The 25005-nt window shown below is 55.4% G+C and carries 22 protein-coding genes and 1 pseudogene; 7 read left to right on the top strand and 16 right to left on the bottom strand.

Annotation, left to right across the window (positions count from 1 at the left end):
- Positions 1–439: 439 nt before the first annotated feature.
- The 6 genes from ACMV5I_RS15345 to ACMV5I_RS15370 form a co-directional block, all read right to left on the bottom strand.
- Entirely contained in the window at positions 440–1174 is a 735-nt protein-coding gene (locus ACMV5I_RS15345) for an arginine ABC transporter substrate-binding protein (protein ID WP_179246421.1), read from the bottom strand.
- A gap of 194 nt (positions 1175–1368) precedes the next feature.
- Complete coding sequence (gene artM, locus ACMV5I_RS15350) at positions 1369–2037, bottom strand: arginine ABC transporter permease ArtM (protein ID WP_024486187.1); 669 nt, start codon at positions 2035–2037, stop codon at positions 1369–1371.
- Positions 2037–2753 (bottom strand): arginine ABC transporter permease ArtQ, encoded by a 717-nt coding sequence (gene artQ / locus ACMV5I_RS15355; protein ID WP_024486188.1) that lies wholly within the window; start codon positions 2751–2753, stop codon positions 2037–2039. Before artQ ends, artM begins: the two co-directional genes overlap by 1 nt.
- Before the next feature lie 9 nt (positions 2754–2762).
- Positions 2763–3494: an arginine ABC transporter substrate-binding protein gene (gene artJ, locus ACMV5I_RS15360; protein WP_021804969.1), complete on the bottom strand. Its 732-nt coding sequence runs from the start codon at positions 3492–3494 to the stop codon at positions 2763–2765.
- Between the two features lie 32 nt (positions 3495–3526).
- Positions 3527–4255, bottom strand: a complete 729-nt coding sequence (gene artP / locus ACMV5I_RS15365) for an arginine ABC transporter ATP-binding protein ArtP (protein ID WP_099049968.1) — start codon at positions 4253–4255, stop codon at positions 3527–3529.
- Positions 4256–4517: 262 nt separating this feature from the next.
- Positions 4518–5066: a lipoprotein gene (locus ACMV5I_RS15370; RefSeq protein WP_174333474.1), complete on the bottom strand. Its 549-nt coding sequence runs from the start codon at positions 5064–5066 to the stop codon at positions 4518–4520.
- Positions 5067–5242: 176 nt separating this feature from the next.
- Here ACMV5I_RS15370 and ACMV5I_RS15375 point away from each other — a divergent pair, with 176 nt between their 5' ends.
- Both ACMV5I_RS15375 and ACMV5I_RS15380 read left to right on the top strand, forming a co-directional pair.
- Positions 5243–5566, top strand: coding sequence for a heavy metal-binding domain-containing protein (locus tag ACMV5I_RS15375; RefSeq protein ID WP_024486192.1), 324 nt, complete (start codon positions 5243–5245; stop codon positions 5564–5566).
- 209 nt (positions 5567–5775) lie between these two features.
- Positions 5776–6612, top strand: coding sequence for an N-acetylmuramoyl-L-alanine amidase (locus tag ACMV5I_RS15380; RefSeq protein ID WP_414824751.1), 837 nt, complete (start codon positions 5776–5778; stop codon positions 6610–6612).
- 211 nt (positions 6613–6823) lie between these two features.
- On the opposite strand, the gene ACMV5I_RS15385 is transcribed toward ACMV5I_RS15380, so the two are convergent.
- Entirely contained in the window at positions 6824–7834 is a 1011-nt protein-coding gene (locus tag ACMV5I_RS15385) for an NAD-dependent epimerase/dehydratase family protein (protein WP_024486194.1), read from the bottom strand.
- Positions 7835–8111: 277 nt separating this feature from the next.
- Positions 8112–9554: a DUF2867 domain-containing protein gene (locus ACMV5I_RS15390; protein ID WP_024486195.1), complete on the bottom strand. Its 1443-nt coding sequence runs from the start codon at positions 9552–9554 to the stop codon at positions 8112–8114.
- Positions 9555–9748: 194 nt separating this feature from the next.
- Between ACMV5I_RS15390 and ACMV5I_RS15395 the strand changes: the two genes are divergently transcribed.
- Positions 9749–10096 (top strand): DUF1294 domain-containing protein, encoded by a 348-nt coding sequence (locus ACMV5I_RS15395; RefSeq protein WP_202672646.1) that lies wholly within the window; start codon positions 9749–9751, stop codon positions 10094–10096.
- Positions 10097–10158: 62 nt separating this feature from the next.
- On the opposite strand, the gene ACMV5I_RS15400 is transcribed toward ACMV5I_RS15395, so the two are convergent.
- The 6 genes from ACMV5I_RS15400 to ACMV5I_RS15425 form a co-directional block, all read right to left on the bottom strand.
- The gene (locus ACMV5I_RS15400; RefSeq protein ID WP_414824753.1) at positions 10159–11151 is read right to left on the bottom strand and encodes an MBL fold metallo-hydrolase; all 993 of its coding nucleotides are present in this window, start codon (positions 11149–11151) and stop codon (positions 10159–10161) included.
- Positions 11152–11243: 92 nt separating this feature from the next.
- Positions 11244–12260, bottom strand: coding sequence for a low-specificity L-threonine aldolase (gene ltaE, locus ACMV5I_RS15405; RefSeq protein ID WP_414824755.1), 1017 nt, complete (start codon positions 12258–12260; stop codon positions 11244–11246).
- A 108-nt stretch (positions 12261–12368) separates the two neighbouring features.
- The gene (gene poxB / locus ACMV5I_RS15410; RefSeq protein WP_414824756.1) at positions 12369–14090 is read right to left on the bottom strand and encodes a ubiquinone-dependent pyruvate dehydrogenase; all 1722 of its coding nucleotides are present in this window, start codon (positions 14088–14090) and stop codon (positions 12369–12371) included.
- A gap of 125 nt (positions 14091–14215) precedes the next feature.
- Entirely contained in the window at positions 14216–15220 is a 1005-nt protein-coding gene (hcr, locus tag ACMV5I_RS15415; RefSeq protein WP_121606453.1) for an NADH oxidoreductase, read from the bottom strand.
- Positions 15221–15275: 55 nt separating this feature from the next.
- Positions 15276–16925, bottom strand: coding sequence for a hydroxylamine reductase (gene hcp, locus ACMV5I_RS15420; protein ID WP_141131811.1), 1650 nt, complete (start codon positions 16923–16925; stop codon positions 15276–15278).
- Between the two features lie 180 nt (positions 16926–17105).
- Positions 17106–18002, bottom strand: coding sequence for a lysine exporter LysO family protein (locus tag ACMV5I_RS15425; RefSeq protein WP_024486521.1), 897 nt, complete (start codon positions 18000–18002; stop codon positions 17106–17108).
- Positions 18003–18181: 179 nt separating this feature from the next.
- Here ACMV5I_RS15425 and ACMV5I_RS15430 point away from each other — a divergent pair.
- Positions 18182–19840, top strand: a pseudogene (locus ACMV5I_RS15430) (ATP-dependent endonuclease).
- Here ACMV5I_RS15430 and ACMV5I_RS15435 read toward each other — a convergent pair.
- Entirely contained in the window at positions 19837–20778 is a 942-nt protein-coding gene (locus tag ACMV5I_RS15435) for a VirK/YbjX family protein (protein ID WP_174333480.1), read from the bottom strand. The pseudogene ACMV5I_RS15430 and the gene ACMV5I_RS15435 overlap by 4 nt on opposite strands.
- A 196-nt stretch (positions 20779–20974) precedes the next feature.
- Here ACMV5I_RS15435 and macA point away from each other — a divergent pair, with 196 nt between their 5' ends.
- Together macA and macB are read left to right on the top strand one after the other, a co-directional pair.
- Complete coding sequence (gene macA, locus ACMV5I_RS15440; RefSeq protein ID WP_141131812.1) at positions 20975–22090, top strand: macrolide transporter subunit MacA; 1116 nt, start codon at positions 20975–20977, stop codon at positions 22088–22090.
- Complete coding sequence (macB, locus tag ACMV5I_RS15445) at positions 22090–24036, top strand: macrolide ABC transporter ATP-binding protein/permease MacB (RefSeq protein ID WP_414824757.1); 1947 nt, start codon at positions 22090–22092, stop codon at positions 24034–24036. The genes macA and macB overlap by 1 nt, the downstream gene beginning before the upstream one ends.
- Positions 24037–24112: 76 nt before the next feature.
- Here macB and cspD read toward each other — a convergent pair whose 3' ends face one another.
- Entirely contained in the window at positions 24113–24334 is a 222-nt protein-coding gene (gene cspD / locus ACMV5I_RS15450; protein WP_021804952.1) for a cold shock-like protein CspD, read from the bottom strand.
- 344 nt (positions 24335–24678) lie between these two features.
- On the opposite strand from cspD, the gene clpS reads away from it, so the two are divergent.
- Complete coding sequence (gene clpS, locus ACMV5I_RS15455; RefSeq protein WP_021804950.1) at positions 24679–24999, top strand: ATP-dependent Clp protease adapter ClpS; 321 nt, start codon at positions 24679–24681, stop codon at positions 24997–24999.
- Positions 25000–25005 lie beyond the last annotated feature (6 nt).

A 25005-nucleotide genomic window follows, 5' to 3' on the forward strand; every position in this document is an offset into this window, starting at 1 on the left:
GCAAAGAGAGAGTGTGTGCGGCGATGCGAAAACTGCTGCAACTGGCCTATGGTGTGGTGAAATCAGGAAAGACATTTAATGCGGAAATACCGCTTGCCGGATAGCCGACAAGACGGTATCTCTCCCAAAAGGAGAGGGGACCGATCGAGTTTGTTGATTGTTCTGAGTAATACCTTGTCTTTCTCGTTCTTACTCCCTACTTTCCGAAGTTGCATGGGCTAACTACGCGCTCCGGACAGCTCCCTCTCCCTGTGGGAGTGTAAAGACTGGGGAAATCACCCAAAAGGAGAGGGGACCGATCGAGTTTGTTGATTGTTCTGAGTAATACCTTGTCTTTCTCGTTCTTACTCCCTACTTTCCGAAGTTGTATGGGCTAACTACGCGCTCCGGACAGCTCCCTCTCCCTGTGGGAGAGGGTTGGGGTGAGGGGCAGACGGCTTTACTGTGGGAACCACTTATCGTTGATCGCCTTGTAGGTCCCATCCGCCTTGATCGCGTCCAGCGCAGCATTCAGCTTGGCCAGTAGTGCCTGATTGTCCGGGCGTACGGCAATGCCCAGGCCGGTACCAAAGTACTGCGCATCGGTTACGTGCTCGCCCACGGCAGCCAGCTCCGGGTTATTCTTCAGCCACTCATTAACCACCGCAGTGTCACCGAACACGCCATCAATACGGCCATTCTTCAGCTCTAGCACGGCATTTTGGTAGCTGTCATAAGACACGGTATTAATTTCCGGGTGCTTGTCCTGCATGTATTTTTGATGCGTGGTGCCGTTTTCCATCCCCAGTTTTTTGCCTTTCAAATCCGCCAGCGTAGCGAACTTGCCTTTCTGAGCAATGACGATGGCCGAGTTGGCATAATAGGGCTGGGTAAAGGTTACCTGCTTGCTGCGCTCCGGAGTAATGTCCATACCAGAAATCACCGCATCATATTTTTTGAATTTCAGCGCGGCGATCAGGCTGTCAAAAGCCTGGTTGGTAAAGGTGCAGTCGGCCTGCATTTGTTTGCACAAGGCCTTGGCCAAATCGATATCGAAACCGACGATCTGGTTATTGGCATCCAGAGATTCAAACGGCGGGTAGGTCGCTGAAGAGGCGAAACGGATAGTGTCTGCGGCGGCAGCGTTAAAGGTGATCCCGGCGAGAAGGGTGGCGGCAAGTAACAGCTTTTTCATCGGTACGGCTCCTGTCGTAAATTTGATTGTTGTCTCGCCACCTTTTTTTCTGACAATGCCCCAAGGGCATTGTGAGTGGCTATGCCGATAACAATGCCATTTAGTGAATGACTATTCAATATAAATGACTAGAAAATTATTTTCAGCCATAAAAAAGCCCTGCGCAAGGCAGGGCTAGTTCAGCGAGGCTTGGCTCAGTTACGCCGTTCAAATGCCAATGCGCGGCGTTCAACTATACGCATCAGTAACGTCAGCAGGCCATTGACGCACAGGTACACAATGCCAGCGGCACCGAACACCATCACGTCATAAGTCCGGCCGTACATCAGTTGGCTATAACCCATCACTTCCATCAGCGTAATGGTATAGGCAAGCGAGGTACTCTTGAACACCAGAACCACTTCATTGGAGTAGGATGACAAGGCACGTTTGAAGGCATACGGCAGCAGAATACGCAGCGTTTGCTGGCGTGACATGCCCAGCGCTTCACAGGATTGCCATTGGCCCGCCGGGATAGCGCGCACCGCCCCATGGAACAACAGGGTGGTGTAGGCCGCACTGTTCAGCGCCAACGCAATCATCGCGCAGAGCCAGGGTTGCGACAGCAGGTTCCACAGCCAGGGATACTCACGGATCGCCGGGAACTGGCCAGGGCCGTAGTAAATCAGGAAGATCTGCACCAGCAACGGCGTACCGGTGAACAACGTAATGTAGACCTTCACCAACTGCGTCAGCACCGGGGTTTTTAACGTAAGGATCACCGTCAGCACTAGCGACATCAGCAAGGCAACAATCAGTGCGACAATCGTCAGAGACAGGCTGGTATGCAAGCCTTTGATGATTTCGGGGATGAACTCAAGCATCAGGCTGGCCCCCGCTCAAAACGTGTGGTGCGCAGCTCGATCCGCTTAAGGATGTATTGGCTCAGCAGGGTGATAACCAAATAGATTGCCGCAGCAATCACATACCAGGTAAACGGCTCCTGGGTGCGGGTGGCAATACTTTTGGTCTGCAACATCAAATCGTTAACGCTAATCAACGACACCAGCGCGGTATCTTTCAGCAGCACCAGCCACTGGTTGCCCAGCCCCGGCAGCGCGTGACGCCACATTTGCGGCATGATCAAGCGGAAGAAGATAGCCGTCTTGCTTAGCCCCAGAGCCTGGCCGGATTCCCATTGCCCTTGTGGTACCGCTTTCAGCGCCCCACGCAGCGTTTGCGATGCGTAGGCAGAATAGAGCAGAGCCAGGGCGATAACGCCGCACAGGAACGGGCTGACTTCGAAATTATCGATGGACAGCTGCACCGGCAGTTGGAACAGGCCGAAGTTCAGGACAAAGCCGTCGGACAGCATCATCAGCAGCTGTGAAGAGCCAAAGTAGATAAACAGCACCACCAGAATTTCTGGCAAGCCGCGCAGCAGGGTCACCCAGGCGGTGCCGAGCCAACTGACCGCTTTCCAGCGGGATGACTCCCAGACGGCAAACAGCATCGCCAGGATCAGGCCGAGGACCAGGGCACAAACGGCAAGGCCGACGGTCATCCCGGCGGCGCTAGCTAAAGGTTGGATTTCATTCATGGATAATGATTACTGCTGGAACCATTTTTTGTAGATGGTTTCGTAAGTCCCATCCTGCTTGATTTTATCCAGGGCGGCGTTGAATTTGCCCTGCAGTTCGGTATTTTGCAGGCGCATGGCAATGCCCAGACCGCTACCGAAGTAGTCTTTATCCGTCACTTTATCGCCCACGGCGGTCAGCGCAGCGTTTTCTTTCAGCCACTCGTTAACCACGGCGGTATCGCCGAACACCGCATCAACACGGCCATTTTTCAGATCCAGAATGGCATTCTGATAGCTGTCGTAACCCACGGTGGTGATTTCCGGGTGTTTATCGGTAAGGAATTTCTGGTGCGTGGTGCCGTTTTGTACGCCAACGCGTTTGCCTTTCAGCGCGGCCACGTCGGCCACTTTGCCTTTCTCGGCAATAAACAGGGCCGAGTTATCGTAGTAAGGCTTGCTGAACAGTACCTGCTTTTCGCGCTCAGGGGTGATATCCATACCGGCCATCACGGCGTCGAAACGCTTGAACTTCAGGCTTGGGATCAGGCTGTCGAAGCCCTGGTTGGTAAAGGTACACTCAGCCTGCATCTCTTTACACAGAGCGTTGGCCAGATCGACGTCGAAGCCCTGGATCTTGTTATCCGCCGCGACAAATTCGAACGGAGGGTAGGAAGCTTCGGTAGCGAAACGAATAGTTTCGGCTGCTGAGGCAGAAACGCTGATGCCAGCCAGAACGGCGGCGATTAGTAGTTTTTTCATCGCAAACTCCCTGAGAACAGCAAATATCGCTATTAGTGTGATAAGTAATTGGCAAACTCTACGGTTTGCGGTTGTGCAAAGTGGCTGGCATCGCCCTGTTCGACGATATGGCCATTTTCCATATACACCACGCGGCTGGCGGTTTTACGCGCTACTTCAACCTCATGGGTGACGATCACCTGAGTGATACCGGTGCCCGCCAACTCGCGAATGATGCTGACGATCTGCGCGGTAATTTCCGGATCCAGTGCGGCCGTAGGCTCATCGAACAGCAGAACCTGAGGCTCCATCATCAGCGCACGGGCAATGGCTACGCGCTGTTGTTGGCCACCGGAGAGATGCAGTGGGAAACGATCGGCAAAATCGGTCAGACGTAACCGGGTCAGCAACTTGTCGGCACGCGCCATCGCTTGTGCCTTGGTCAGGCCAAGTACGCGGCAGGGCGCTTCGATCAGGTTTTGCACCACGGTCAGATGTGGCCAGAGATTGTACTGCTGGAACACCATGCCTACGTTTTGGCGCAGTTCGCGGATGGATTTCTCCCCCGGTGACTGTTTAAAGTCGAACTGATTGCCCGCGATTCGCAGGTGGCCAGAGCGTGGCATTTCCAGCAGGTTAAGCACCCGCAGCAGCGAACTCTTACCCGCACCGCTTGGACCAAGCAGCACCAGAGTCTCGCCGGCAGGGCAATCCAGTGTAATGTTAAACAGCGCCTGATGTGCGCCGTAAAAGCAGTTGATATCTTTTAGTTGAATACTCATGCGCTGAAATTGAATAGACATTGATGCCGGGAATGGTAACTTCCACAGAATACTTATGCAATCTTTGTGAGTTAAAATTTATTAGTACGTCGCAGAATGACTAAATAATAGCAGAAGATACCGTGAGCGCTGGTGGAATGGCGGATTTGTCGCGCACACTGTGAGATAGCTAGCTATTTTTCTCAAGGTGATGGAATTTTGAGCATTTCTGAGGGGGTAATTGGCAACCGGGAAGGTGATACACCCGGCTGCCATCTTGGTGTTACTGGTTCTCAAGAACCTGACGCAGCGTACCGCTGGCGGCATGCGGCGGGATGTTGAGGAAGCGGATGTCGTCAACCACCCAGCAGGTGCCTTCACGGACCATCAGCACTTCGTCCTGCCAGTTGATTGCACTGGCACCTTCTTTCTGGTGGGTCAGCTGTACACGCAGCGGGATGTTTTTGGCATCGGTGTTAGGAATGGTGGAGGCGCTGGCAACCGATGCGCTGGTTGGCCCCTGGGCATTGCCAGAGAACAGATCGCCGGTGATGGTGTGTTTGCCAGGGTGCTGAGCGGCACTGACCAGATCCTGATACAGCACCTGGCTCAGGTAAGGTTGCAACTGTGCCAGACGGCTGCTGTCCGGCAGTGCGGTGCTTGGGCCTTGCTGAATGCGCAGGTCATAGAATTTCTGGGCCACCGTATCCGGGCCACCCTCTACGCAGGCGCCAGTGCGAACGCCAACATCCTTAAAGGCCGGTTCGACGGTGGTACAGGCGCTTAAGAACAGGGCCAAGGGTAAAACAACAGCAAGCGTTTTTGTTTTCATCTCATAACCTTATGTAAAAGTCTCTCAACCATGAAGACCGAAAACCTCGGGACTAGCCTACAGTATAAAGGCGTTTTTGGTCCTTGCATTGGTGCTGTGTGCCATTGTGCCACAGAACATCCGCTTAAATTAGCTGTCCTACCACAGCAATGATTTGATTTTATAAGGAGTTCTTGATGCAATTGTCCACTACCCACACTCTGGAAGGGTTTACCATCACCGAATATTGCGGCGTAGTCACCGGTGAAGCGATTCTGGGTGCCAATATTTTCCGTGATTTCTTTGCTGGCGTGCGTGATATCGTTGGTGGCCGTTCCGGTGCCTATGAGAAAGAGCTGCGCAAGGCGCGTCAGTTGGCCTTTCAGGAGGTGCAGGAGCAGGCCAAAGAACTGGGAGCTAACGCGGTAGTCGGCATCGATATCGATTATCAAACCGTGGGTAAAGACAGCACCATGCTGATGGTCAGCGTCAGTGGCACTGCGGTAAAAGTCAGCCGCTGACATTCACCGATAAGCACACAACGTTGTTAAGCGGGTGCAGCATGTGGCGCCCCTACGGTCAAATATTTGCGGCAGTGCGGTGCGATAACAAGGGAGTTAAATGGCAAATGCCGAGCAGGGAAGCTGTGAACTGCAACAGAAAGTTAGTCGACTGCGCCAGATCCTGTCATATCCTGATGGCGGAATTTCACAGCAGGAAGGAGCGTATTTTGGTTAAGTGGTTGTGGATCGCTGCCATTGCAGTTTTGACGGGGTGCCAACAGCAATCCACCAGCACGCTGGTGGATCACGGTAGCTATCAGTTGGAAACGCTGCATCAGGCACCAGGGGCCGATCAGCGTATTCGCTTCCTGGTGATGCATTACACCGCAGAAAACTTTCACTCATCGCTAAAAACGCTGACGGACGAGCACGTCAGCGCCCATTACTTGTTGCCTGCGCATCCTTCAGAGCAGGGTGGCAAACCGGTGGCGTATCAACTGGTACCGGAAGCGCTGCGGGCCTGGCATGCCGGGGCCAGCAACTGGCGTGGGCGTACCAATTTGAACGATACTTCGATCGGCATTGAGATCGTTAACCAGGGTTTTACCCGTAACTTGCTGGAGACAGACTGGCAGCCCTATACGCCCGAGCAAATTGCGTTATTGATCCAACTTAGCCGCGATATTGTACAGCGTTACGCGCTGCAACCGACGGACGTGGTAGGGCACAGTGACATCGCACCGCAGCGTAAGCAGGATCCTGGCCCACTCTTCCCATGGCAACAGCTGGCGCAGGCAGGCATTGGTGCCTGGCCGGATGAGCGGGAGGTGGAACGTTACCTGGCAGGTCGTGATAAGCATGAGCCAGTGGCGATGGCATCACTGTTGGAAAAGCTGGCGCGCTACGGCTATGGCGTTGATCCCGCATGGGATGCCAAGCAGCAGCGGAATCTGGTAGCGGCGTTTCAGATGCATTTCCGGCCCAGCGATTATCGCGGTGAGCCGGATGCAGAAAGCGAGGCTATTATTGAGGCGTTGCTAAGCAAGTACGGGGCTATGCGTTAACGCTAAAAGAAATGCCCTCACGCTCTCCCACAGTGGACCGTTCGAGTTTGCTGAGATTATCTCTTTTACTGCCAAATGTGCAGGGACTATCAGCTCCCTCTCCGTATGGAAGGGGATCGTTCGAGTTTGCTGAGATTATCTTTTTACTACCAAATGTGCAGGGACTAACAGCTCCCTCTCCCTGTGGGAGAGGGTTGGGGTGAGGGGTTAGTTATAGCCCGTGCAGATTACCGTGATCTTTTAACCAGCGAGCGGTACGGCTAATGCCTTCTTCAAGCGAAACCACGGGTTGATAACCCAGTTCCTGCTGTGCGCGAGTGGTGTTCAGAGTTAGATCGAAATTGAGTTTGGCCACACTGTAATGGGTCAACACGGGTTCTTTATCGCTTTTACTGCCCAGCTTTTCCATGCCACGAGCCATCATATCCAGCATCGGGTAGGGCACCGAGCGGATGCGACACTTCATGCCCAACTCATCGATCAGCTGTTGCAGCACGGTGCGTAGCGTGCAAGCTTGCTGGTTGGAGATGTTGTAGGCCCGGCCAGAAGGAGTCTCTTCCTTCACGGTGGCCAGCCACATGGCGTGTACCGCATTATCCAGATAGGTCATATCGACCAGCGCATCCCCGCCACGCGGTAGCAGCAGGCTGCCGTAATGTTTGATCATATGCAGCAGGCGCGGCAGCATGATTTTGTCGTGTGGGCCAAATAGCCCCTGTGGGCGCAGGATAGTGAAATGGGTTTGCGGGTTGGACAGCGCCAACTGTTGCACCACCTGTTCCCCGGCGGCCTTGCTGCGGGCAAACTCGTTGGCATAACGAATCGGGCGGAAGTCTTCATCCACATTGCGGTGATGGTGATAATCAAAGTAAATCGCCGGCGACGAAATATGAATGAACCGTTCCACACCGTAGGCCGCAGCCCATTCCCCCAAACGGCGGGTAGCGCGGACGTTGGCCAGTTCGAAGGCTTCTTCTGTACCCCATGGGGAAGTGAAACCGGAGCAGTGCCACAGCACATCCACATCCGCCAGCATGGCTTTGGCCTGCGAAGAGATCAGGTTGGTGAGATCGGCATGGATGAATTCGGCACCCATTTTTTCCAGCAGGCAACCCATGGCCTGATTGCGCCCGGTGGCACGTACTTTTATGCCTTGGCGGCGGAGATATTCAACGGCGTTACGGCCTAACCCACTGGTTGCACCGGTGACCAATACCTTCATAACTCACTCTGTTCTCACCAAAAATCAGGATGCTGAGGGCGTTTTAGCGCGCCCCAGCAAATAAGGTGCCATTCTTTCGTGATTTTGTGCGCTATGCAATGAGAAAGGACCTAACCGAGACAGAAAACTGTGCGATTGATCAACAATTATACCCGTCGTCTTTCAAGCTGCAGCGTTGTTACCTGCACTTACTCACCCCAGTCACTTACGAAAAGTAAGCTCCTGAGGATGAGTAAGCTTGTCGCCTAGCTGCAGCTTGAAATCCATAGGGTAGAAACTAATGAGGACGCTGGTTATCGTACTCTTCGGCCAATTGGGCAATCCGTTTGGCCATGCCACGGAAAATAAACAGGTGGGCAGGCATCATGACAAACCAGTATAACAGCCCGCTGAAACCGGCAGGATGCCACCAGGCGCGGACATCGAGCTGGCGGCGATCGCCCAGGTCTTTGATACTGAAGGTCAGGCGACCAAGCCCCGGAGCTTTCATCCCGAACATCAATGCCAGCTGGCGCAATGGCTTCTTGGTGATCACCTTCCAGCCATCGACCAGATCGCCGATTTCCAGGGTATCACGCTGCGGTCGGCCATAAACGACGCCGTTGCCGATCATATCGTCCATGCGGGCACGGATTTGCCACAGGATGTTGGCGTAGAAGTATCCCTCTTTGCCGCCCAACTGCTGCACGACGTGCCATAGCGCTTCACTGGAGGCCTGGGTATCCAGTTCGCAGCCTGCATGTTTGGGGTAGAAACCGTAACCGGGGCGCCAGCGGGCTCGGGCTTCAGGATCGTAACCCCAGTCGGCAGAGTCGACCACCTCGTCTTCGCGGCGTAGCGTCTCCTTCACGGCCTCATCAAAGGTTTGTAGTGGCTGTGGGATCAAGGCTTGCAGCGGTTTGCCATCGGCAGGTAAGTCATGGTTCAGCCCCTGAATGAGCGCGCTGGCAATTGAGGTTGGTACAGACGTGATCATGCTGATAAACCATACCGAGATAAAGCGTGTCGGCAGCGGCACCGGGATCAGCCAGCGCTTTTTGCCGCTGATCTTGATAAAGCGCTCGAACATGGTTTGGTAACTGATGTACTCCGGCCCGGCCACGTCAAAAATCCGGTTTTCCTGCGCCGGATGTTGCAGTAGCCCGGTCAGGTAAGTGAGCAGGTTATCCAGTGCGACCGGGGACGATTTTGACCGCACCCAACGCGGTGGCGTCAGGATCGGCAGGTTATAGACCATATCGCGCATAATCTCGAACGCGGCTGACCCTGGGCCAACCACGATGCTGGCGCGTAATTCGGTGACGGGAATGCCGCTTTGGCGCAGGATTTCGCCGGTCAGCTTACGGGCGATGAGGTGAGGGGAGCTACTGCCCTCTGGTTGCAGTGCGCCAAGGAAAATAACCTGTTTAACGTTGGATCCTCGCAAGGCATCCCGCAGGTTCTCCGCCGCCTGGCGTTCCTTTTCGATAAAATCATCGCCATCGCCCATGCCGTGGATCAGGTAGTAAACGGCATCGATCTGCCATAGCGCCGCCGTTAGCGTTTCTGGACGGTAGACATCCACGTAGCGGCAGCTTACGTGCGGCCAGTTTTGCTCTTCCAACCATTCTATGCGGCGTGCTGCTGCGGTGATTTCGTGGCCCTGTTCGGTCAACCGGGGGATCAGGTGTTGGCCAATATAACCACTGGCTCCAAGAACCAGAATACGTTGGGAGGTCATTGCGCTGCCTTAGTTTATTGATGTTAATGTGAGCGTAGTTTTACCCGTCGTCTTTCAAGCTGCGGCTTGAAATCCATAGGGTATAGAATGACAAATTAGCGAGCTAAATGCACTTTTTGTATGGGTATCAAAAGTTGCATCTGCACGTAGGGCAGTTCACACTACGCGGCGATCAAGCAACGAGCCCATGCCCGATGAAAATCAATTCTCTGTGTTATTTGCTGCTGCTAATTGCCTTGGCTGGCAGCCTGTGTTTTCCCGCTCCGCTGTGGACGTGGTTGCTGTTGGTAAACTTGCTGACCCTGCTAATCTACGGTGTCGATAAGCTGGCCGCCTGCAAAAGTTGGCAACGGGTTCCGGAAATCACCCTGCTGCTGTTCGGTGTGCTGGGCGGTTGGATAGGGGCCATTATCGGGCAACGACTGTTCCGTCATAAAACGCAGAAACAGCCGTTCAAAACCTATTTTATCCTCAGCGTAGTGCTGAACCTGCTGCTGATGCTGGCTGTGGGTTACTGGCTCTATGGCCGGATGGTGGTTTGAGTTATCGCAATGTGCGCAATTAAACGGGCGCCGTATGTGCCGCCCGTTGTCATCAATCTGCGTTAAGGTTTCTTCTCGCCGACTACCACTGGTGCATATTCAACCGGCACCCACGCATAGCCTTTACCTTCGACGCGCACGTGGCCCAGACCAGGGAAAGGTAAGTGCGCCCCGCCAACCCACAGCTTGTTTTCAGCCGCATCGGCAAACACCTTCTGCCGGGTAGCGATCGCCTGTTTGGAGTCCGTGTCAAAGTCCACCGCGACTTCAGGTTTGGCAAACTGCAAAGAGTGACTGTGGACGATATCCCCCCACAACAGCAGTTTCTGGCCGCCTGAGCTGAACAGGTAAGAGGTATGTCCTGGCGTATGGCCCGGTGTCGCTATCACCTCCAGCCCAGGAAGTAACTGCTCCCCAGGGCTGTAAAGTTTCAGCTTGCCCTGTTCGGCATAAGGGGCCACGGCGTCCTGAGCCATCTTGAACATCGGCTGCGCGTCCTTCGGGGCTTTGGACGCCATCTCTTTACTCAGCCAATAATCCCCATCGGTCTTGGAGGCATAGACGGTAGCGTTAGGGAAGGCGGCCTTGCCCTGATCGGTGATGCCGCAGGCGTGATCGGGGTGCAGATGCGTCAGCAATATCATATCAACCTGCTCTGGCTGATAACCTGCCGCGTGCAGGTTGTTTTTGATGGCCCCCAACGTCGGTCCAAAACACTGCGAGGTACCGGCATCAACCAGAACCAGATGCGTACCGGTATTCACCAGAAACGCGTTAACCGCTGTTTGAATGCCTGACTTGCTGTCGGTAAACATGCGGGCGAACAACTTTTGCATATCCGGCTCGCTGACACCATGGAACAGCTTGGCGTCCAGTTTGACGTAACCGTCGTACAGCGCCGTCACCTCCAGGTTACCCAACATCATGCGGTAATAGCCGGGAGCTTGCGTTTGCTGTTGGGCCGGCACCGGGGCTGCACTGGCTGGCAAGGTAAACATCATTCCACTGCTAACGAGGGTGAGAGCTAATAACGTCTGGCGAAATTTATGACTCATAGATGATATCCCTTCAGGTATTGGAACTAGGCTGAGATCGCGAGTTTGGCGAGAACCGGGAAGCGGGGCCTCCCGGTGTTACTACAAAAAAGTTAGGCGTGCTGCTGCAAGAATTCCCGCCAAAGATCGACCACTTTTTGCAGATCTTGGCGGCTAACGTTGAGATGCGTCAGGATACGGGTTAACGGCCCGGCGCTGATCAACACGCCACGTTCGCGCATCCAGGGGCCGAGCTTGGCCACCAGCTCCGGGGATTGGCGCAGATAGAGCACGTTGGTTTGTGCGCCCGGCTCGGCAATATCCACGCCAATGTCACGCAACTGCTGTTCGAGCCATTTGGCGTTGTCATGATCTTCTTTCAGCCGCTCGACGTTGTGCTCCAAGGCATAGAGCCCGGCAGCCGCCAGAATACCGGCTTGGCGCATACCGCCACCGGTCATCTTGCGCCAGCGGTTGGCACGCTGAATAAACTCTTCGCTACCGCATAGCAGCGAGCCAACCGGTGCCCCCAGGCCTTTCGACAGGCAAATGGTGAAGGTGTCGCAATACTGGGCAAGGGTTTTCAGCGGTACGTTAAGCGCCACCGCCGCGTTGAAAATGCGCGCGCCGTCAATGTGCAGAGCCAGTTTGTGCTCACGAGTGAACTGCCAGGCCTGTTGCAGATATTCCAGCGGCAGCACGCGGCCGCTGATGGTGTTTTCCAGGCTCAGCAGACGAGTCTTGGCGAAGTGAATATCATCAGGCTTGATGGCGGCGGCGACTTTATCTAACGGCAGCGTGCCATCGGGATTGGCTTCGATCGGCTGGGGCTGGATGCTGCCCAGCACGGCGGCACCACCGGCTTCATATTTGTAGTTATGCGCCTGCTGGCCAACGATATATTCCTCACCACGCTGGCAATGGCTCAGTAGGGCTACCAAGTTGGCCTGGGTGCCGGTAGGCAGGAATAATGCCGCCTCTTTGCCAGAGAGTCTGACCGCTTCAGCCTGGAGGGCGTTGACGGTGGGATCGTCGCCATATACGTCGTCGCCGACGTCAGCCTGCGCCATGGCGGTGCGCATCTCTGCGCTAGGTTGGGTAACTGTGTCACTGCGTAAATCGATAAGCATACGGGTCCTTGGTAGCTGATGAGGAAGTGGCTTTCATCATAACCGGATTAGCGCGGGGCAAAAGCGGAAAATGCAGGGGACAACCAACTTCATTGCCCCCAGAAGCGATTAACGCAGCCAGTTGGTTTTAGCCAGTTCGACGACTTCATCACCCCGGCCATTGATGATGGCGCGCAGCATATACAGGCTGAACCCTTTAGCCTGTTCGAATTTGATCTGCGGCGGCATCGCCAGCTCTTGTTTAGCCGTGACCACGTCGAGCAAGGCCGGGCCGGGATGCGCAAGCATTTCCTGCAATGCCGCGTCCAGCTCGGAGGCCTTTTCTACCCGAATGCCTTTGATACCTGCCGCATTGGCGATGGCGGCAAAGTCCGGGTTGTGCAGATCGGTGCCATCGGTAAGGTAGCCACCGGCCTTCATCTCCATCGCCACAAAGCCCAGCACGCTGTTATTGAATACCACCACCTTGACCGGCAGCTGCAACTGGGCCAGCGACAGAAAATCCCCCATCAGCATGGTGAAGCCACCGTCACCGCACATGGCGATCACCTGTTTATCCGGTTCGGTGGCTTGGGCACCAATCGCCTGCGGCATGGCGTTGGCCATTGAGCCATGGTTGAACGAACCGAGCAGGCGGCGTTTGCCGTTCATTTTCAAATAACGCGCTGCCCACACCGTCGGCGTGCCGACATCGCAGGTGAAGATGGCGTCATCCGTGGCTGAGTTGCTGATTTGCTGTGCCAGATATTGTGGATGGATCGGCTGGTCATCGTTGGCGGTAGCCAACCCGTCGAGATCTTTACGCGCTTCCCGGTAATGCTCCAGCGCTTTATCCAGGAACTTGCGGTCGCTCTTGGCTTGCAACTGCGGCAGCAAGGCGCTGAGCGTCGTTTTGATATCGCCCATTAGCGCCATATTGACTGGGCAATGGGCGCCGATGCTGCCGGGGTTGATATCGATCTGAATGATATTGGCATTGCTAGGATAAAACGCCCGATAAGGGAACTGAGTGCCTAGCAGCACCAGGGTATCCGCGTTCATCATGGCATGATAGCCGGAAGAGAAACCAATCAGCCCGGTCATACCGACGCTGTAAGGGTTATCCCATTCGATATGCTCTTTACCGCGCAGGGCGTGCACAATCGGGGCCTGCAGCAGTTCGGCCAGTTTGACGACTTCGTCATGCGAACCGGCGCAGCCGCTGCCACACATCAGGGTGATGTTTTTGGCGCTGTTCAGCGTTTCTGCCAGTTTTTGCAGCTCGCTCATCGGTGGCTGCATCAGTGGGTGCGCGGGCGTATGCCACACCATGCTGGCATCTTCTGGGGCCATTTGCAGGGCGACATCCCCCGGCAGCACTATCACCGAGACGCCACGGTTGAGGATCGCTTTGCGCATGGCAATCTCGAGCACTCGCGGCAGCTGCTCTGGATTGGACACCAACTCGCAGTAATGGCTGCATTCACGGAACAGCTCTTGCGGGTGCGTTTCCTGGAAGTAGCTGCTGCCGATCTCGCTGGAAGGAATATGGGCGGCGATAGCCAGCACCGGGACGTGATTGCGGTGGCAATCGAACAGGCCGTTGATCAGGTGTAGGTTGCCGGGGCCGCAGGAACCTGCGCAGACCGCCAGTTGCCCAGTGAGCTGCGCTTCGGCACCGGCGGCAAAGGCGGCGACTTCCTCGTGGCGGGTGCCCATCCAGGCGATGGTTCCCATCCGATGCAGGCTGTCACTCAGGCCGTTGAGCGAATCGCCGGTAACGCCCCAGATCCGTTTTACACCTGCCTGTTCCAGCGTTTTGGCGATCAGCGTGGCTACTGTTTGCTTCATCGTTCCTCCAGTCATTATCCAAAATGAGGGGTACTCGCCCGGTTAGAGGCAAACAGAAAGTGTAGAAGGGCATTAGGGGATACGCTTGCCGATATGTGCCCCATCGGGAAGATGGGGCCAAAGCGTCAGGCGAGGGTGACGTCACCCTGTAGCTGGCAGCTACAGGCCAGCACGTAGCCCTGTTCGATTTCCGCCGGGGTTAATGTCATGGTGCTGGTGGTGGTGTATTGGCCATCGATAATACGGGTTTTGCACGAACCGCAAACGCCAGCACGGCAGGCGGCATTGACCGGTAACTTATGGGCTTCTAAAGCGGCGAGCAAGGTGCTGCCGACGGGCACGTGGAATTCACGCAGCGGCTGACCGATGCGCAATGTTAACTGTTCGCTTTTCCCATCATCCAACTGCGCCGAGGTGTGGAACTGTTCCTGGTGGAAGTTGGCCGTGGGGACGCCGAGCCCTAGGCAAAGCTGTTCAACCTGTTGCATGTAAGGGGCTGGGCCGCAGGTCATCACGGTACGTGAGGCGATATCCGGCGCGGCCTGTTGCAACACCTGTTCATTGATGCGGCCAGACAGGAAGCCGGGTTGTGCATCCTGCTCTGCCATCAAGGTCAGTTGCAATTGTGGATGGGCGGCACATAGCCGTTGCCACTGTTCGGCAAAAATCACATCGGCAGGGGTACGAACGTTAAAGATCACCCGGATATCACATTGCGGCTTGTTCACCACCAGCCAGCGGCACATCGACATGATCGGCGTGACGCCACAGCCGGCAGCCAGCATCAGGTAGCTATCGCTGGGGTGTTGCACGCAGCTGAATTCTCCCTGGGCATCTGATAGCCAAAGTGTTTGGCCAGGTTTGACCTCTTGTGTCAGCCAGCGTGAGCCGAGGCCATCCGCCAGGCAACGTACGCTGATGCTGATAAAAGGACTCAGGCCGGGCGAAGAGGAAAGCGTATAGGCGCGCAGCGTATCTTCACTGTCGCGAATGCTGACCAACGCAAACTGTCCGGGCTGATAAGGATAAAAGTCGTTATTGATCAGGTTCAGCGTCCAGACGTCGGCGGTTTCCTGTTGCAGGGAGTGCACCTGCATCGGGTTGGGGCAAAGTGGGCTGGGTTGGCTCATAGGGCACCTCAAAACAAACGGGGCCGCCGCGATGGGCAGCCCCGGAACAACGGCCTTAGCCGAGAAGGGTTTGCATATCCTGCTCTACGGTGGTGACCGAACGCAGGCCGAATTTTTCATTCAGCACCGCCAACAGATTGTCGGTCAGGAACGCCGGGGCGCTTGGGCCGGTGACGATATTTTTCACCCCTAGCGACAGCAGCGTCAGCAGAATGACGATCGCTTTCTGCTCGAACCAAGACAGCACCAGGCTGAGCGGCAGGTCGTTGACCGTGCCACCGACTTTCTCGGCGAGTTTGACTGCCAGCATTACGGCGGAATAGGCATCGTTACATTGGCCGACGTCCAGCAGGCGCGGTAGCCCTTCCAGCGTGCCGAAGTCCAGCTTGTTGAAGCGGTATTTACCGCACCCCAGCGTCATGATCAGGCAATCTTGCGGCACGCTGCGGGCAAAATCGGTGAAGTAGCTGCGTTCGTCACGGCTGCCGTCACAGCCACCCACCAGAAATACGTGGCGCAGTTTTTTCTGTACTACCAGATCAACCACGGTATCGGCGGCGCTGAGCAGTACCTGGCGGCCAAAACCGACGGTGATCAGTTGTTCGATTTCGCTGTAAGGGAAGCCAGCCAACTGCTGGGCTTGAGCGATCACGGTGCTGAAATCATCCCCTTCCAGATGGTTGACACCAGGCCAGCCAACGATGCTGCGCGTCCAGATGCGATCGCCATAGTTGCCGACGTTCGGATCGATAATGCAGTTGGAGGTCATGACGATCGAACCCGGGAATTTGGCAAATTCGGTCTGCTGATTTTGCCAGCCGCTACCGTAGTTACCCACCAGGTGTGGGAATTTTTTCAGCTCTGGATAGCCATGGGCCGGTAACATTTCGCCGTGGGTATACACGTTGATGCCGGTGCCTGCTGTTTGTTCCAGCAGCAAGCGCAGATCTTTCAGGTCGTGTCCGGAGATCAGGATCGCCTTGCCCGCCACCGGGCGCACGTTGACCGTGGTCGGCTGTGGGTCGCCAAAGGCACTGGTTTCGCCGCGATCCAGAATAGCCATCACGCTGAAGTTCATTTTGCCGATGGCCATCGAGTTGTTCAGCAGGGTGTCCAAATCGCTCGGTTGGGTGCCCAGCCAAGCCATAAAGGCGTGGTAATCAGCATAGATCTGGTTGTCGAACTGGCCCAGCACATGGGCATGTTCCATATAGGCGGCGGCCCCTTTCAGGCCGTACAGGCACAGCATCCGCAGGCCGTGGATATCGTCGCCTACCTCGGCCTTATCTTTATTGAGAGCAAACTGCGCGGCCTGTTGCAACAGCGCAGGCATATCGTTGCCAGCCAGTTGCAGCTGGGCCAGTGGGTGATCGACCTGCACACTGGCGTCGAGCAGGCGGCAGCGAACCGCCAGCGAGTCACGCAGGGCAATGGTGTCACGTGCATAGCCGATAATGCGTTCGGAATCGAAGTTAACGTTGGTCAGCGTAGAGAAGAAGGCGCGTGGGGAGAAACTGTCGACATCATGATCGATAATGCCCAACGCGCGCGCCTGCAAGGCCCAGGCAGAGAGCCCTTGCAGCGCCGCTATCAACAGATCCTGCAGGTCGGAGGTTTCTGCCGTTTTGCCGCACATCCCTTGAGCGTAAGAGCAGCCGTTACCTGCCGGTGTCCGGATGGTTTGTTCACATTGCACACAGAACATAATCGCTTCCTTTTTTAAAGTTGCATTTATAATGCTTGTTTTGAAGCATAGATCGATGACGCAACCTTAAAAAGGCTTTTGTGATACAACTTTAACAAAGTTTGATTTAGAACAAGTTGGCGTGCGGATGGGAATTATTACGCTTTGATCAGCAGGCGCGGCGAGCCGCGCCCGTGGATATCAGGAGAACAGGGCGATTAACACCGGAGCCAACAGGCTCAGCAAGAATCCGTGCACGATGGCGGGAGGCACCATTTCTATCCCGCCGCTGCGTTGCAGAACCGGCAGTGTGAAATCCATCGAAGTGGCACCACATAAACCCAACGCAGAGGAGCGGCTACGGCGCACCAGCGTAGGGAGCAGCATTATTGCCACCAGCTCACGAGCCAGATCGTTGAAGAAGGCGGCACTGCCCATCACTGGGCCATAGGCGTCGGTGATCAGGATGCCGGAAAGGGAGTACCAGCCAAAACCCGAAGCCATCGCCAAACCGGCTTTCAGCGGCAGCCCCAGCAGCAGTGCTGCCACTGCACCGCCCGCCAGCGAACTGAGCGCCACCACCACTGCGACCATCATGCCACGGCGATTGAGGGCAATCTGGCGCAGCGTCATCCCACTGTTGCGTAGCTGTGCGCCTACCAGAAGCAGCAGAAACAGTAGGGCGTATTCACTGCCTTGACCGGCATATTGCAGCCAGTGCCACTGGGTGAGACCCAAGGCAAAGCCACCCACTACCACCCCACAAAGCTTCAGGGATTCCAATGCCATATGCAGGCGTGAGGGCAACGTTTCTTGCTTGTGGGTACTGTGCCAGGGGCGGCGGCGTTCAAACAGCGATAACCACAGAAGATTGGCGCAGAAAATGCACAGAAAAAACACCAGGGTGTACTGAAAGATCAGCATCAGGTTGCTGCTGAGGTTTTCCAGGAATGCCAGGCTGATCCCCATAATGAACAGGATCACATACACCATCCAGCTCAGCAGGCGGTTAATGGCCCGGATCAAGGTGACGCTACGCAAGGGGACAAGATAACCGACGATCAGCGGTATCAGTATAATCAGCAGTCCTGAATACATGTGAAACTAGCGTCCTTTAAGTTGGGATAATGCGGCAAACCTAACACGCTAACCAAAATGGGCTAAGGAGTAAAGTGGCGTATTTACGTGGTTTGCAGCACGCTGTGGCAATGTCTGCTTGACCTGTAATGGCTTTATTGCTCATCCTCAAGGTATCAGGCGAATAAAGGAGTCAGCAGATGTACCTGGAGCGTATTGAGATTGTAGGATTCCGCGGTATCAACCGGCTTTCACTGACGTTGGATGATAATACCGTGCTACTCGGGGAAAATGCCTGGGGCAAGTCCAGCCTGCTGGACGCCATGACCTTTTTGCTGGCCCCCGAACAGACGCTGTACCGCTTTTAAGCCAAAGATTTCTACTTCCCACCTGGCGACGAGGCGGCCAAAGATCGTCATTTGCAGATTATCTTTACCTTTTGTGAAAAGGATACCGGCCATGCGCATCTGCCGCGCTATCGCCATCTTTCACCTCTGTGGTCGAAGGGGGAAGATAGCCTGAGCCGCATTCACTACTGCTGCGAGGGGGAATTAGACGATGATGGCACGGTATGCACCTGGCGGCGTTTTCTTGATGCCGATGGCAACGCCTTGCACCTACACCATATCGATCAACTGGTACACGCCCTGATCCGTATTCATCCAGTGCTGCGGCTGCGTGATGCTCGCTTTATCCGCCGCCTGCGGCCCAGCTCACTCAGCGATCGCCTCCCTGCCGATAACGAAGCCCTGGCACAGCAGTTGGATCAACTGACGCGTGAACTGGTGCGCAACCCGCAAAAGCTGACCAATGCCGAACTACGGCAGGGGCTGGCGGCGATGCAGCAGCTGCTGGAACACTATTTTGCCGAGCAAGGTTCGCAGATTGCCGGGCCTCGCCGCCATCGTCAGCCGCCGGAACAACAGGCGTGGCGATCGCTAGATAGCATCAACCGCATGATTGCCGAACCTAACAGCCGCAGCATGCGATTGATCCTGCTGGGGATGTTCTCTACGCTGCTGCAGGCTAAGGGCAACGTAAAACTCGATCCCCATGCCCGGCCATTATTGTTGGTAGAAGACCCGGAAACGCGCCTGCATCCCATCATGCTGTCGGTAGCCTGGGGGTTACTCAACCAGATGCCGTTGCAGCGTATTACCACCACCAACTCCAGCGAGCTGGTGTCGCTGGTGCCGGTGGAGCATATTTGCCGCCTGGTGCGCGAATCGGCTCGGGTTGCCACCTATCGCCTTGGGCCAAAGGGGCTAAGTGCGGAGGACGGGCGGCGCATTGCGTTCCACATCCGCTTTAACCGGCCGGCCTCGCTGTTTGCCCGCTGCTGGCTGCTGGTGGAAGGGGAAACCGAAGTCTGGTTGCTCAACGAGCTGGCGCGCCAGTGTGGCTATCGTTTCGAGTCCGAAGGCGTAAGGGTGATCGAGTTTGCCCAATGCGGGCTGAAACCCTTGCTGAAGTTTGCCCGGCGCATGGGCATTGAATGGCACGCCCTGGTAGATGGTGACGAAGCCGGGAAGAAATATGCCAATGCCGTGCGCAGTATGCTGGATAATCACGAAGATAACGAGCGCGATCGTTTGACCGCGCTACCTGCGCCGGATATGGAGCATTTCATGTATCGGGAGGGATTCAGCTCGGTCTATCACCGGGTGGCTTCGGTACCGCTAAAGGTACAGATGCCGGTGCGTAAGGTGATCATCAAAGCGGTGCATCACACTTCAAAACCCGATCTGGCGATTGAGGTGGCCATGCAGGCCGGGGTGTGGGGCACCGACTCGGTGCCCCCGTTGTTGAAGAAAATGTTCTCCCGCGTGATGTGGCTGGCGCGGGGCAGGGCGGATTAAGAAAAGTGTTTGCTAATCCCCTGTTGGAGCTCATCCAGTAACTGGTAACGGCGACGATATTCCGCGCGTTTTTTGCTGGCGATGGTTTCCATCGGCTTGCGGCCAATGCGCTCGGGTAACAGGAAATAGCCGTTATCGAGCTGCTTGCCGCCCATGGAAAGCCAGAACTGATCGTAATCAGCATGCAGCTGACTTTTCTTTTTGTGGTGGTAACGCCAGTTTTGGTAAATATGGGTGGTGTTGCCTACCGCGATCAACTGCCGGATACCCAACTGTTGGGCCAGGTGGCAAATGCCTTCCAACACCAGGCGTTTTGGAAACAGGCCGTGGCAGGCTTTGGTCGTATTCTGGATCTCAGCGTGCGGCACCGTGGAATTGGCGCCTTGCATACCGCCGATAAATAACGTGGGTTGTTGCTGGTAATTCATCAAGGTGAAGGTCATTTCAGCCAGCATGACCCCTTGGCTATTGCGCAACAGCAGGGTCGTTTCACCCTCTTTATTCAAGTGGTCCAGAGAGGCCAGTTGCAGGCAGATGTGCTCACCATTTTTGTCCTGTGCGCGGCTTAAGGTAAAGGGATGGCTACCCAGTTGGCCGAGGTGCATCTTCAGCGGCATGCGTTGGGCGAGCAGATCGTAGTGATCGCGCAGGGCAAACAGACGGTCAATGCGGCTCATGTTGTTCGCCAGATAGGGGCGATGCAGCTTGCAGGGCAGATTGGGCTGTGCGGTTAAAATCTCATCCAGCAGCGGGTTGGCGGCCAGCGTATTGAGCAGGCTGCTAGTCGTGGGCCAGCAGAGCAGCGAACGGCCAAGAAACTTAAGGCGGAATGACGTTTTTTTCCAGGCATTGCTGGGCACTTTCTCGCCGTTGATCAGTGCCGTCATCAGTTGGCTGGCCGGTTTGGCCGATATGAGTGGATAGCTGAGCTGAGACATGATGAAATCCTGGTTTGTGTCTAAAAGACTATTTCATCAAGGTTTCACTAAACAGGAGTTCAATACGGCAGGGCAAAATTGCATTGCTCGAAATACGTTGAGCCTGGGTTTAGTTATCGGAAACGCAACATGCTAATTTACTTGGGTTGCCATGGTTGGCAGCCTGAGAATGACAGGAAACAGGTAGGAACAAACATTGACGTGGTTATTCAAAAGTAAGAAACGCGGGGTGCTGGTGTGCGCCGTTCTGGTGGTGCTTGCCGTTGTGGCTTATTGGCACTTTAGCCATCCGGCTCCGGTGGAGTTTAAGACCGTCAAGGTCGCTAAACGCGATCTGGAGCAAAGCGTATTGGCAACCGGCCAACTGGATGCGGTGCGTAAGGTTGATGTGGGGGCTCAGGTCAGCGGACAGTTGGAGAGCCTGAAGGTCGAGATTGGCGATAAGGTGCAAAAAGGCCAACTGCTCGGCATTATCGATCCCGAACAGGCACAAAACAGCATTCGCGAAGGCGAAGCCACGCTGCAGCAACTGCAAGCCCAGCTGCAACAGGCTTTGGCAGAGCAACAACTGGCGGCGGTGACCTTGCAGCGTAACCGCGAACTAGCCAAGGTGCAGGCGGTGTCGCGCCAGGATTTGGATAAATTCACCACTGAGCTGGCGGTAAAAAAAGCGCAGGTTGAAACCACCAGAGCGCAGATCGCCAAAAATCAGGCCAGCCTGGATACCGCCAAGATCAATCTTGCTTATACCCGTATCGAAGCGCCGATGGACGGTGATGTGGTTCAGATCACCACCTTGCAGGGCCAGACGGTGATTGCCGCGCAGCAAGCGCCCAACATTCTGACGTTGGCAGACATGAGTAGCATGATGGTGAAGGCCCAGGTTTCCGAGGCGGACGTGATCCACCTCAAGCCGGGATTGAAAGCCTGGTTTACCGTGCTGGGCGATCCGAGCAAACGTTTTGACGGCGAGCTGAAAGACATTCAGCCCACGCCAGAGAAGGTCAACAACGCTATTTTCTATTACGCGCGTTTCGAAGTGCCAAACCCACAGGGCTTGCTGCGTCTGCAAATGACCGCACAGGTGCATATTCAGCTGGCTGGCGTCAGCGATGCGCTGGTGATCCCGCTGGCGGCATTGGGGGATCAGATCGCCGATAACCGTTACCACATTTCGGTGCTGAAACAGGGCAAGGAAGAGAAGCGGGAAGTCACGATCGGCATTCGCAACAATGTGGATGTACAGATTGTCAGCGGGTTGCAGGCCGGTGAAGAAGTGATTGTCAGCCGCGGCGGCGCGGAGGCCAGCTGATGACGGCACTGTTAGAACTGAGTGATATCCGGCGCAGCTATCTCTCCGGCGATCAGACCATAGACGTGCTGAAAAACGTCAGTCTGCGCATTGATGCCGGTGAGATGGTGGCGATTATGGGGGCTTCAGGCTCCGGTAAATCGACGCTGATGAACATTCTTGGCTGCCTGGACAAGCCCAGCGCCGGGACTTACCGCGTAGCTGGGCAGGATGTGGCAACGCTTGATGGCGATGCGCTGGCCCAGCTGCGGCGCGAGCACTTTGGCTTTATCTTCCAGCGTTATCATCTGCTACCCCATCTAAGTGCGGCGCATAACGTGGAGGTGCCTGCGGTTTATGCCGGGCTGAGCAAGGCAGCACGGCGCGAAAGGGCGGCGGCCTTGTTGCAACGTCTGGGGTTGGGGGAACGTATCACCTACCGGCCAAGCCAGCTTTCGGGCGGGCAGCAGCAGCGTGTCAGTATTGCGCGGGCTTTGATGAACGGTGGTCAGGTGATCCTGGCGGATGAACCGACCGGTGCGCTCGACAGCCATTCCGGTGAAGAGGTGATGACGATCCTCAAGCAACTGCGCGAGCAGGGGCACACCGTGATTATTGTCACGCACGATCCGGCGGTAGCACAGCAGGCGGAGCGGATTATCGAGATCCGCGACGGTGAAATCATCGCCGACTCTCGGCCACAGGCGCAGGGTAACCCGCAGGCCAAAATGCTGGATATGGCCACGCCAGCGCCTTCCTGGCAGCAGATGGCTGGCCGTTTCCGTGAAGCGTTGGTCATGGCTTGGCGTGCTATGGCAGCCAACAAGATGCGCACGGCGTTAACCATGCTGGGGATCATCATCGGCATTGCCTCGGTGGTCTCGATCCTGGTGATCGGCGACGCGGCCAAACAGATGATCCTGGCAGACATCAAATCCATCGGCACCAACACCGTGGACATCTATCCCGGTAAAGACTTTGGAGACGATGATCCCAGCTTCCGCCAGGCGTTGAAGTATGGCGATCTAAGCGCGTTGCGTGAGCAGCCTTATGTCAGTGCGCTTTCGCCGAATATCAGCAGCAGCATGCGGCTACGGTTTGGCAATATTGATGTGGCCGCCAACGTCGCGGGTGTCAGTGAACAATATTTTCGAGTTTACGGCATGACGCTTTCCCAGGGGGTCGGTATCGATACCCTCCAGGTGCAATCCCAGGCGCAGGTGGTGGTGATCGACGCCAATACCCAACGGCGGCTGTTCCCGCATAAAAAAAACGTGGTGGGTGAGGTGATCCTGATCGGCAATATGCCAGCCACGGTAGTGGGTGTGGCGCAGGAAAAGCAGTCGATGTTCGGCAGCAGCAAGGCGCTGAGCGTATGGGTGCCCTATAGCACGATGGCCAATCGCCTGATGGGTAACGACTATTTTGACTCGATCACCGTGCGTATCCGTGAGGGTTATAACAGCCAGGAAGCGGAACAGCAGTTGACGCGGTTGCTGACGCTGCGCCACGGCAAGAAAGACTTCTTCACCTACAACATGGACAGCCTGGTGCAAACCGCGGAGAAAACCACCCGTACGCTGCAACTGTTCCTGACCCTGGTGGCGGTGATTTCGCTGGTGGTTGGTGGGATTGGGGTGATGAATATCATGCTGGTCTCGGTAACGGAAAGGACGCGTGAAATTGGCATTCGCATGGCGGTGGGCGCGCGCTCTGGCGATGTCCTGCAACAGTTCCTGATCGAGGCGGTGCTGGTCTGCCTGGTGGGGGGCGCGTTGGGGATAGCGCTATCGTTCGCGATTGGCCTGCTGGTGCAGTTGGCGATGCCGGGCTGGCAGATCAGCTTCCCGCCGGTGGCCTTGCTGAGTGCGTTCTTGTGTTCCACCGGTATTGGCGTGGTGTTCGGCTATCTGCCGGCACGTAGTGCTGCGCGATTGAACCCGATTGATGCGTTGGCGCGCGAGTAACAGCAAAAATAAAATGCCAGTCGAACGGCGGCTGGCATTTTGAGTTGGCAGTGCAGAAGTGGCTGAAGGGGAGCGTTTAGGCCATTGCCTCGCTTTCCAGCGGCATAATCAGGCTCGCGTGGTTCCCTTTCGGCCCTTGATGTACGTCAAACCTGACCTGTTGGCCCGCTTTCAACGTTCGGTAGCCATCCATTTTAATTGTTGAATAATGCGCGAAGATATCTTCACCGCCGCCTTCCGGGCAGATAAAGCCGAACCCTTTGGCGTTATTGAACCATTTAACAGTACCCGTCTCCATGCTGCTACATCCCTCGCAATGCTATTTTTAAAATGAGATGAATAACTGATCCAGGTGAGTACCAACTGGTCAAAAGACCAACAACTCACAAAATTACACTCTAGAGCAAATGATCAACACGTCAAGGGATCGGCCAATGACCGCGTCGGGCAGTTCACCAAAGTTTGAAGTAGTTAACGCTATTGACATGGTTTGGTAACAAATTGTGGCTGCGATAAGGGTGATTAATCGCGTTGTGCTGCGGCACGTTAACCGCGAAGATGGTAAAATAGTCTTGATACTCCCGTTTGAATAACCCGAACATGGCCCCATATACTGAGGCATGGCAGAGAAGATGAGCAGCAATGGGCAATAGCAACGATTGGCTAAATATTGAACACTTGGCCGAAGAAAAACAAATCGATGCGGTAAAACCGCCGTCAATGTATAAAGTTATACTTAACAACGACGATTACACACCGATGGAATTTGTGATTGACGTTCTGCAAAAGTTCTTTTCTTATGATATTGAACGTGCAACGCAACTGATGCTCACGGTCCACTATCAAGGCAAGGCGATCTGCGGTGTATTCACCGCCGAGGTCGCAGAAACCAAGGTGGTCCATGTGAACCGTTACGCAAGGGAGAATGAGCATCCGTTGCTCTGTACGCTGGAAAAAGCCTGAAAAGGC

Origin of the sequence: Serratia sp. T13T92, assembly GCF_047530105.1 — a bacterium.
GTDB classification, from domain to species: domain Bacteria; phylum Pseudomonadota; class Gammaproteobacteria; order Enterobacterales; family Enterobacteriaceae; genus Chania; species Chania fonticola.

Excerpts from the sequence above, each read along its gene's own strand:
- ACMV5I_RS15345 (WP_179246421.1), bottom strand. The coding sequence starts at position 1,174 with ATGAAAAAGCTGTTACTTGCCGCCACCCTTCTCGCCGGGATCACCTTT.
- artM (WP_024486187.1), bottom strand. The coding sequence starts at position 2,037 with ATGCTTGAGTTCATCCCCGAAATCATCAAAGGCTTGCATACCAGCCTG.
- artQ (WP_024486188.1), bottom strand. The coding sequence starts at position 2,753 with ATGAATGAAATCCAACCTTTAGCTAGCGCCGCCGGGATGACCGTCGGC.
- artJ (WP_021804969.1), bottom strand. The coding sequence starts at position 3,494 with ATGAAAAAACTACTAATCGCCGCCGTTCTGGCTGGCATCAGCGTTTCT.
- artP (WP_099049968.1), bottom strand. The coding sequence starts at position 4,255 with ATGAGTATTCAACTAAAAGATATCAACTGCTTTTACGGCGCACATCAG.
- ACMV5I_RS15370 (WP_174333474.1), bottom strand. The coding sequence starts at position 5,066 with ATGAAAACAAAAACGCTTGCTGTTGTTTTACCCTTGGCCCTGTTCTTA.
- ACMV5I_RS15375 (WP_024486192.1), top strand. The coding sequence starts at position 5,243 with ATGCAATTGTCCACTACCCACACTCTGGAAGGGTTTACCATCACCGAA.
- ACMV5I_RS15385 (WP_024486194.1), bottom strand. The coding sequence starts at position 7,834 with ATGAAGGTATTGGTCACCGGTGCAACCAGTGGGTTAGGCCGTAACGCC.
- ACMV5I_RS15390 (WP_024486195.1), bottom strand. The coding sequence starts at position 9,554 with ATGACCTCCCAACGTATTCTGGTTCTTGGAGCCAGTGGTTATATTGGC.
- ACMV5I_RS15395 (WP_202672646.1), top strand. The coding sequence starts at position 9,749 with ATGAAAATCAATTCTCTGTGTTATTTGCTGCTGCTAATTGCCTTGGCT.
- ACMV5I_RS15400 (WP_414824753.1), bottom strand. The coding sequence starts at position 11,151 with ATGAGTCATAAATTTCGCCAGACGTTATTAGCTCTCACCCTCGTTAGC.
- ltaE (WP_414824755.1), bottom strand. The coding sequence starts at position 12,260 with ATGCTTATCGATTTACGCAGTGACACAGTTACCCAACCTAGCGCAGAG.
- poxB (WP_414824756.1), bottom strand. The coding sequence starts at position 14,090 with ATGAAGCAAACAGTAGCCACGCTGATCGCCAAAACGCTGGAACAGGCA.
- hcr (WP_121606453.1), bottom strand. The coding sequence starts at position 15,220 with ATGAGCCAACCCAGCCCACTTTGCCCCAACCCGATGCAGGTGCACTCC.
- hcp (WP_141131811.1), bottom strand. The coding sequence starts at position 16,925 with ATGTTCTGTGTGCAATGTGAACAAACCATCCGGACACCGGCAGGTAAC.
- ACMV5I_RS15425 (WP_024486521.1), bottom strand. The coding sequence starts at position 18,002 with ATGTATTCAGGACTGCTGATTATACTGATACCGCTGATCGTCGGTTAT.
- ACMV5I_RS15435 (WP_174333480.1), bottom strand. The coding sequence starts at position 20,778 with ATGTCTCAGCTCAGCTATCCACTCATATCGGCCAAACCGGCCAGCCAA.
- macB (WP_414824757.1), top strand. The coding sequence starts at position 22,090 with ATGACGGCACTGTTAGAACTGAGTGATATCCGGCGCAGCTATCTCTCC.
- cspD (WP_021804952.1), bottom strand. The coding sequence starts at position 24,334 with ATGGAGACGGGTACTGTTAAATGGTTCAATAACGCCAAAGGGTTCGGC.
- clpS (WP_021804950.1), top strand. The coding sequence starts at position 24,679 with ATGGGCAATAGCAACGATTGGCTAAATATTGAACACTTGGCCGAAGAA.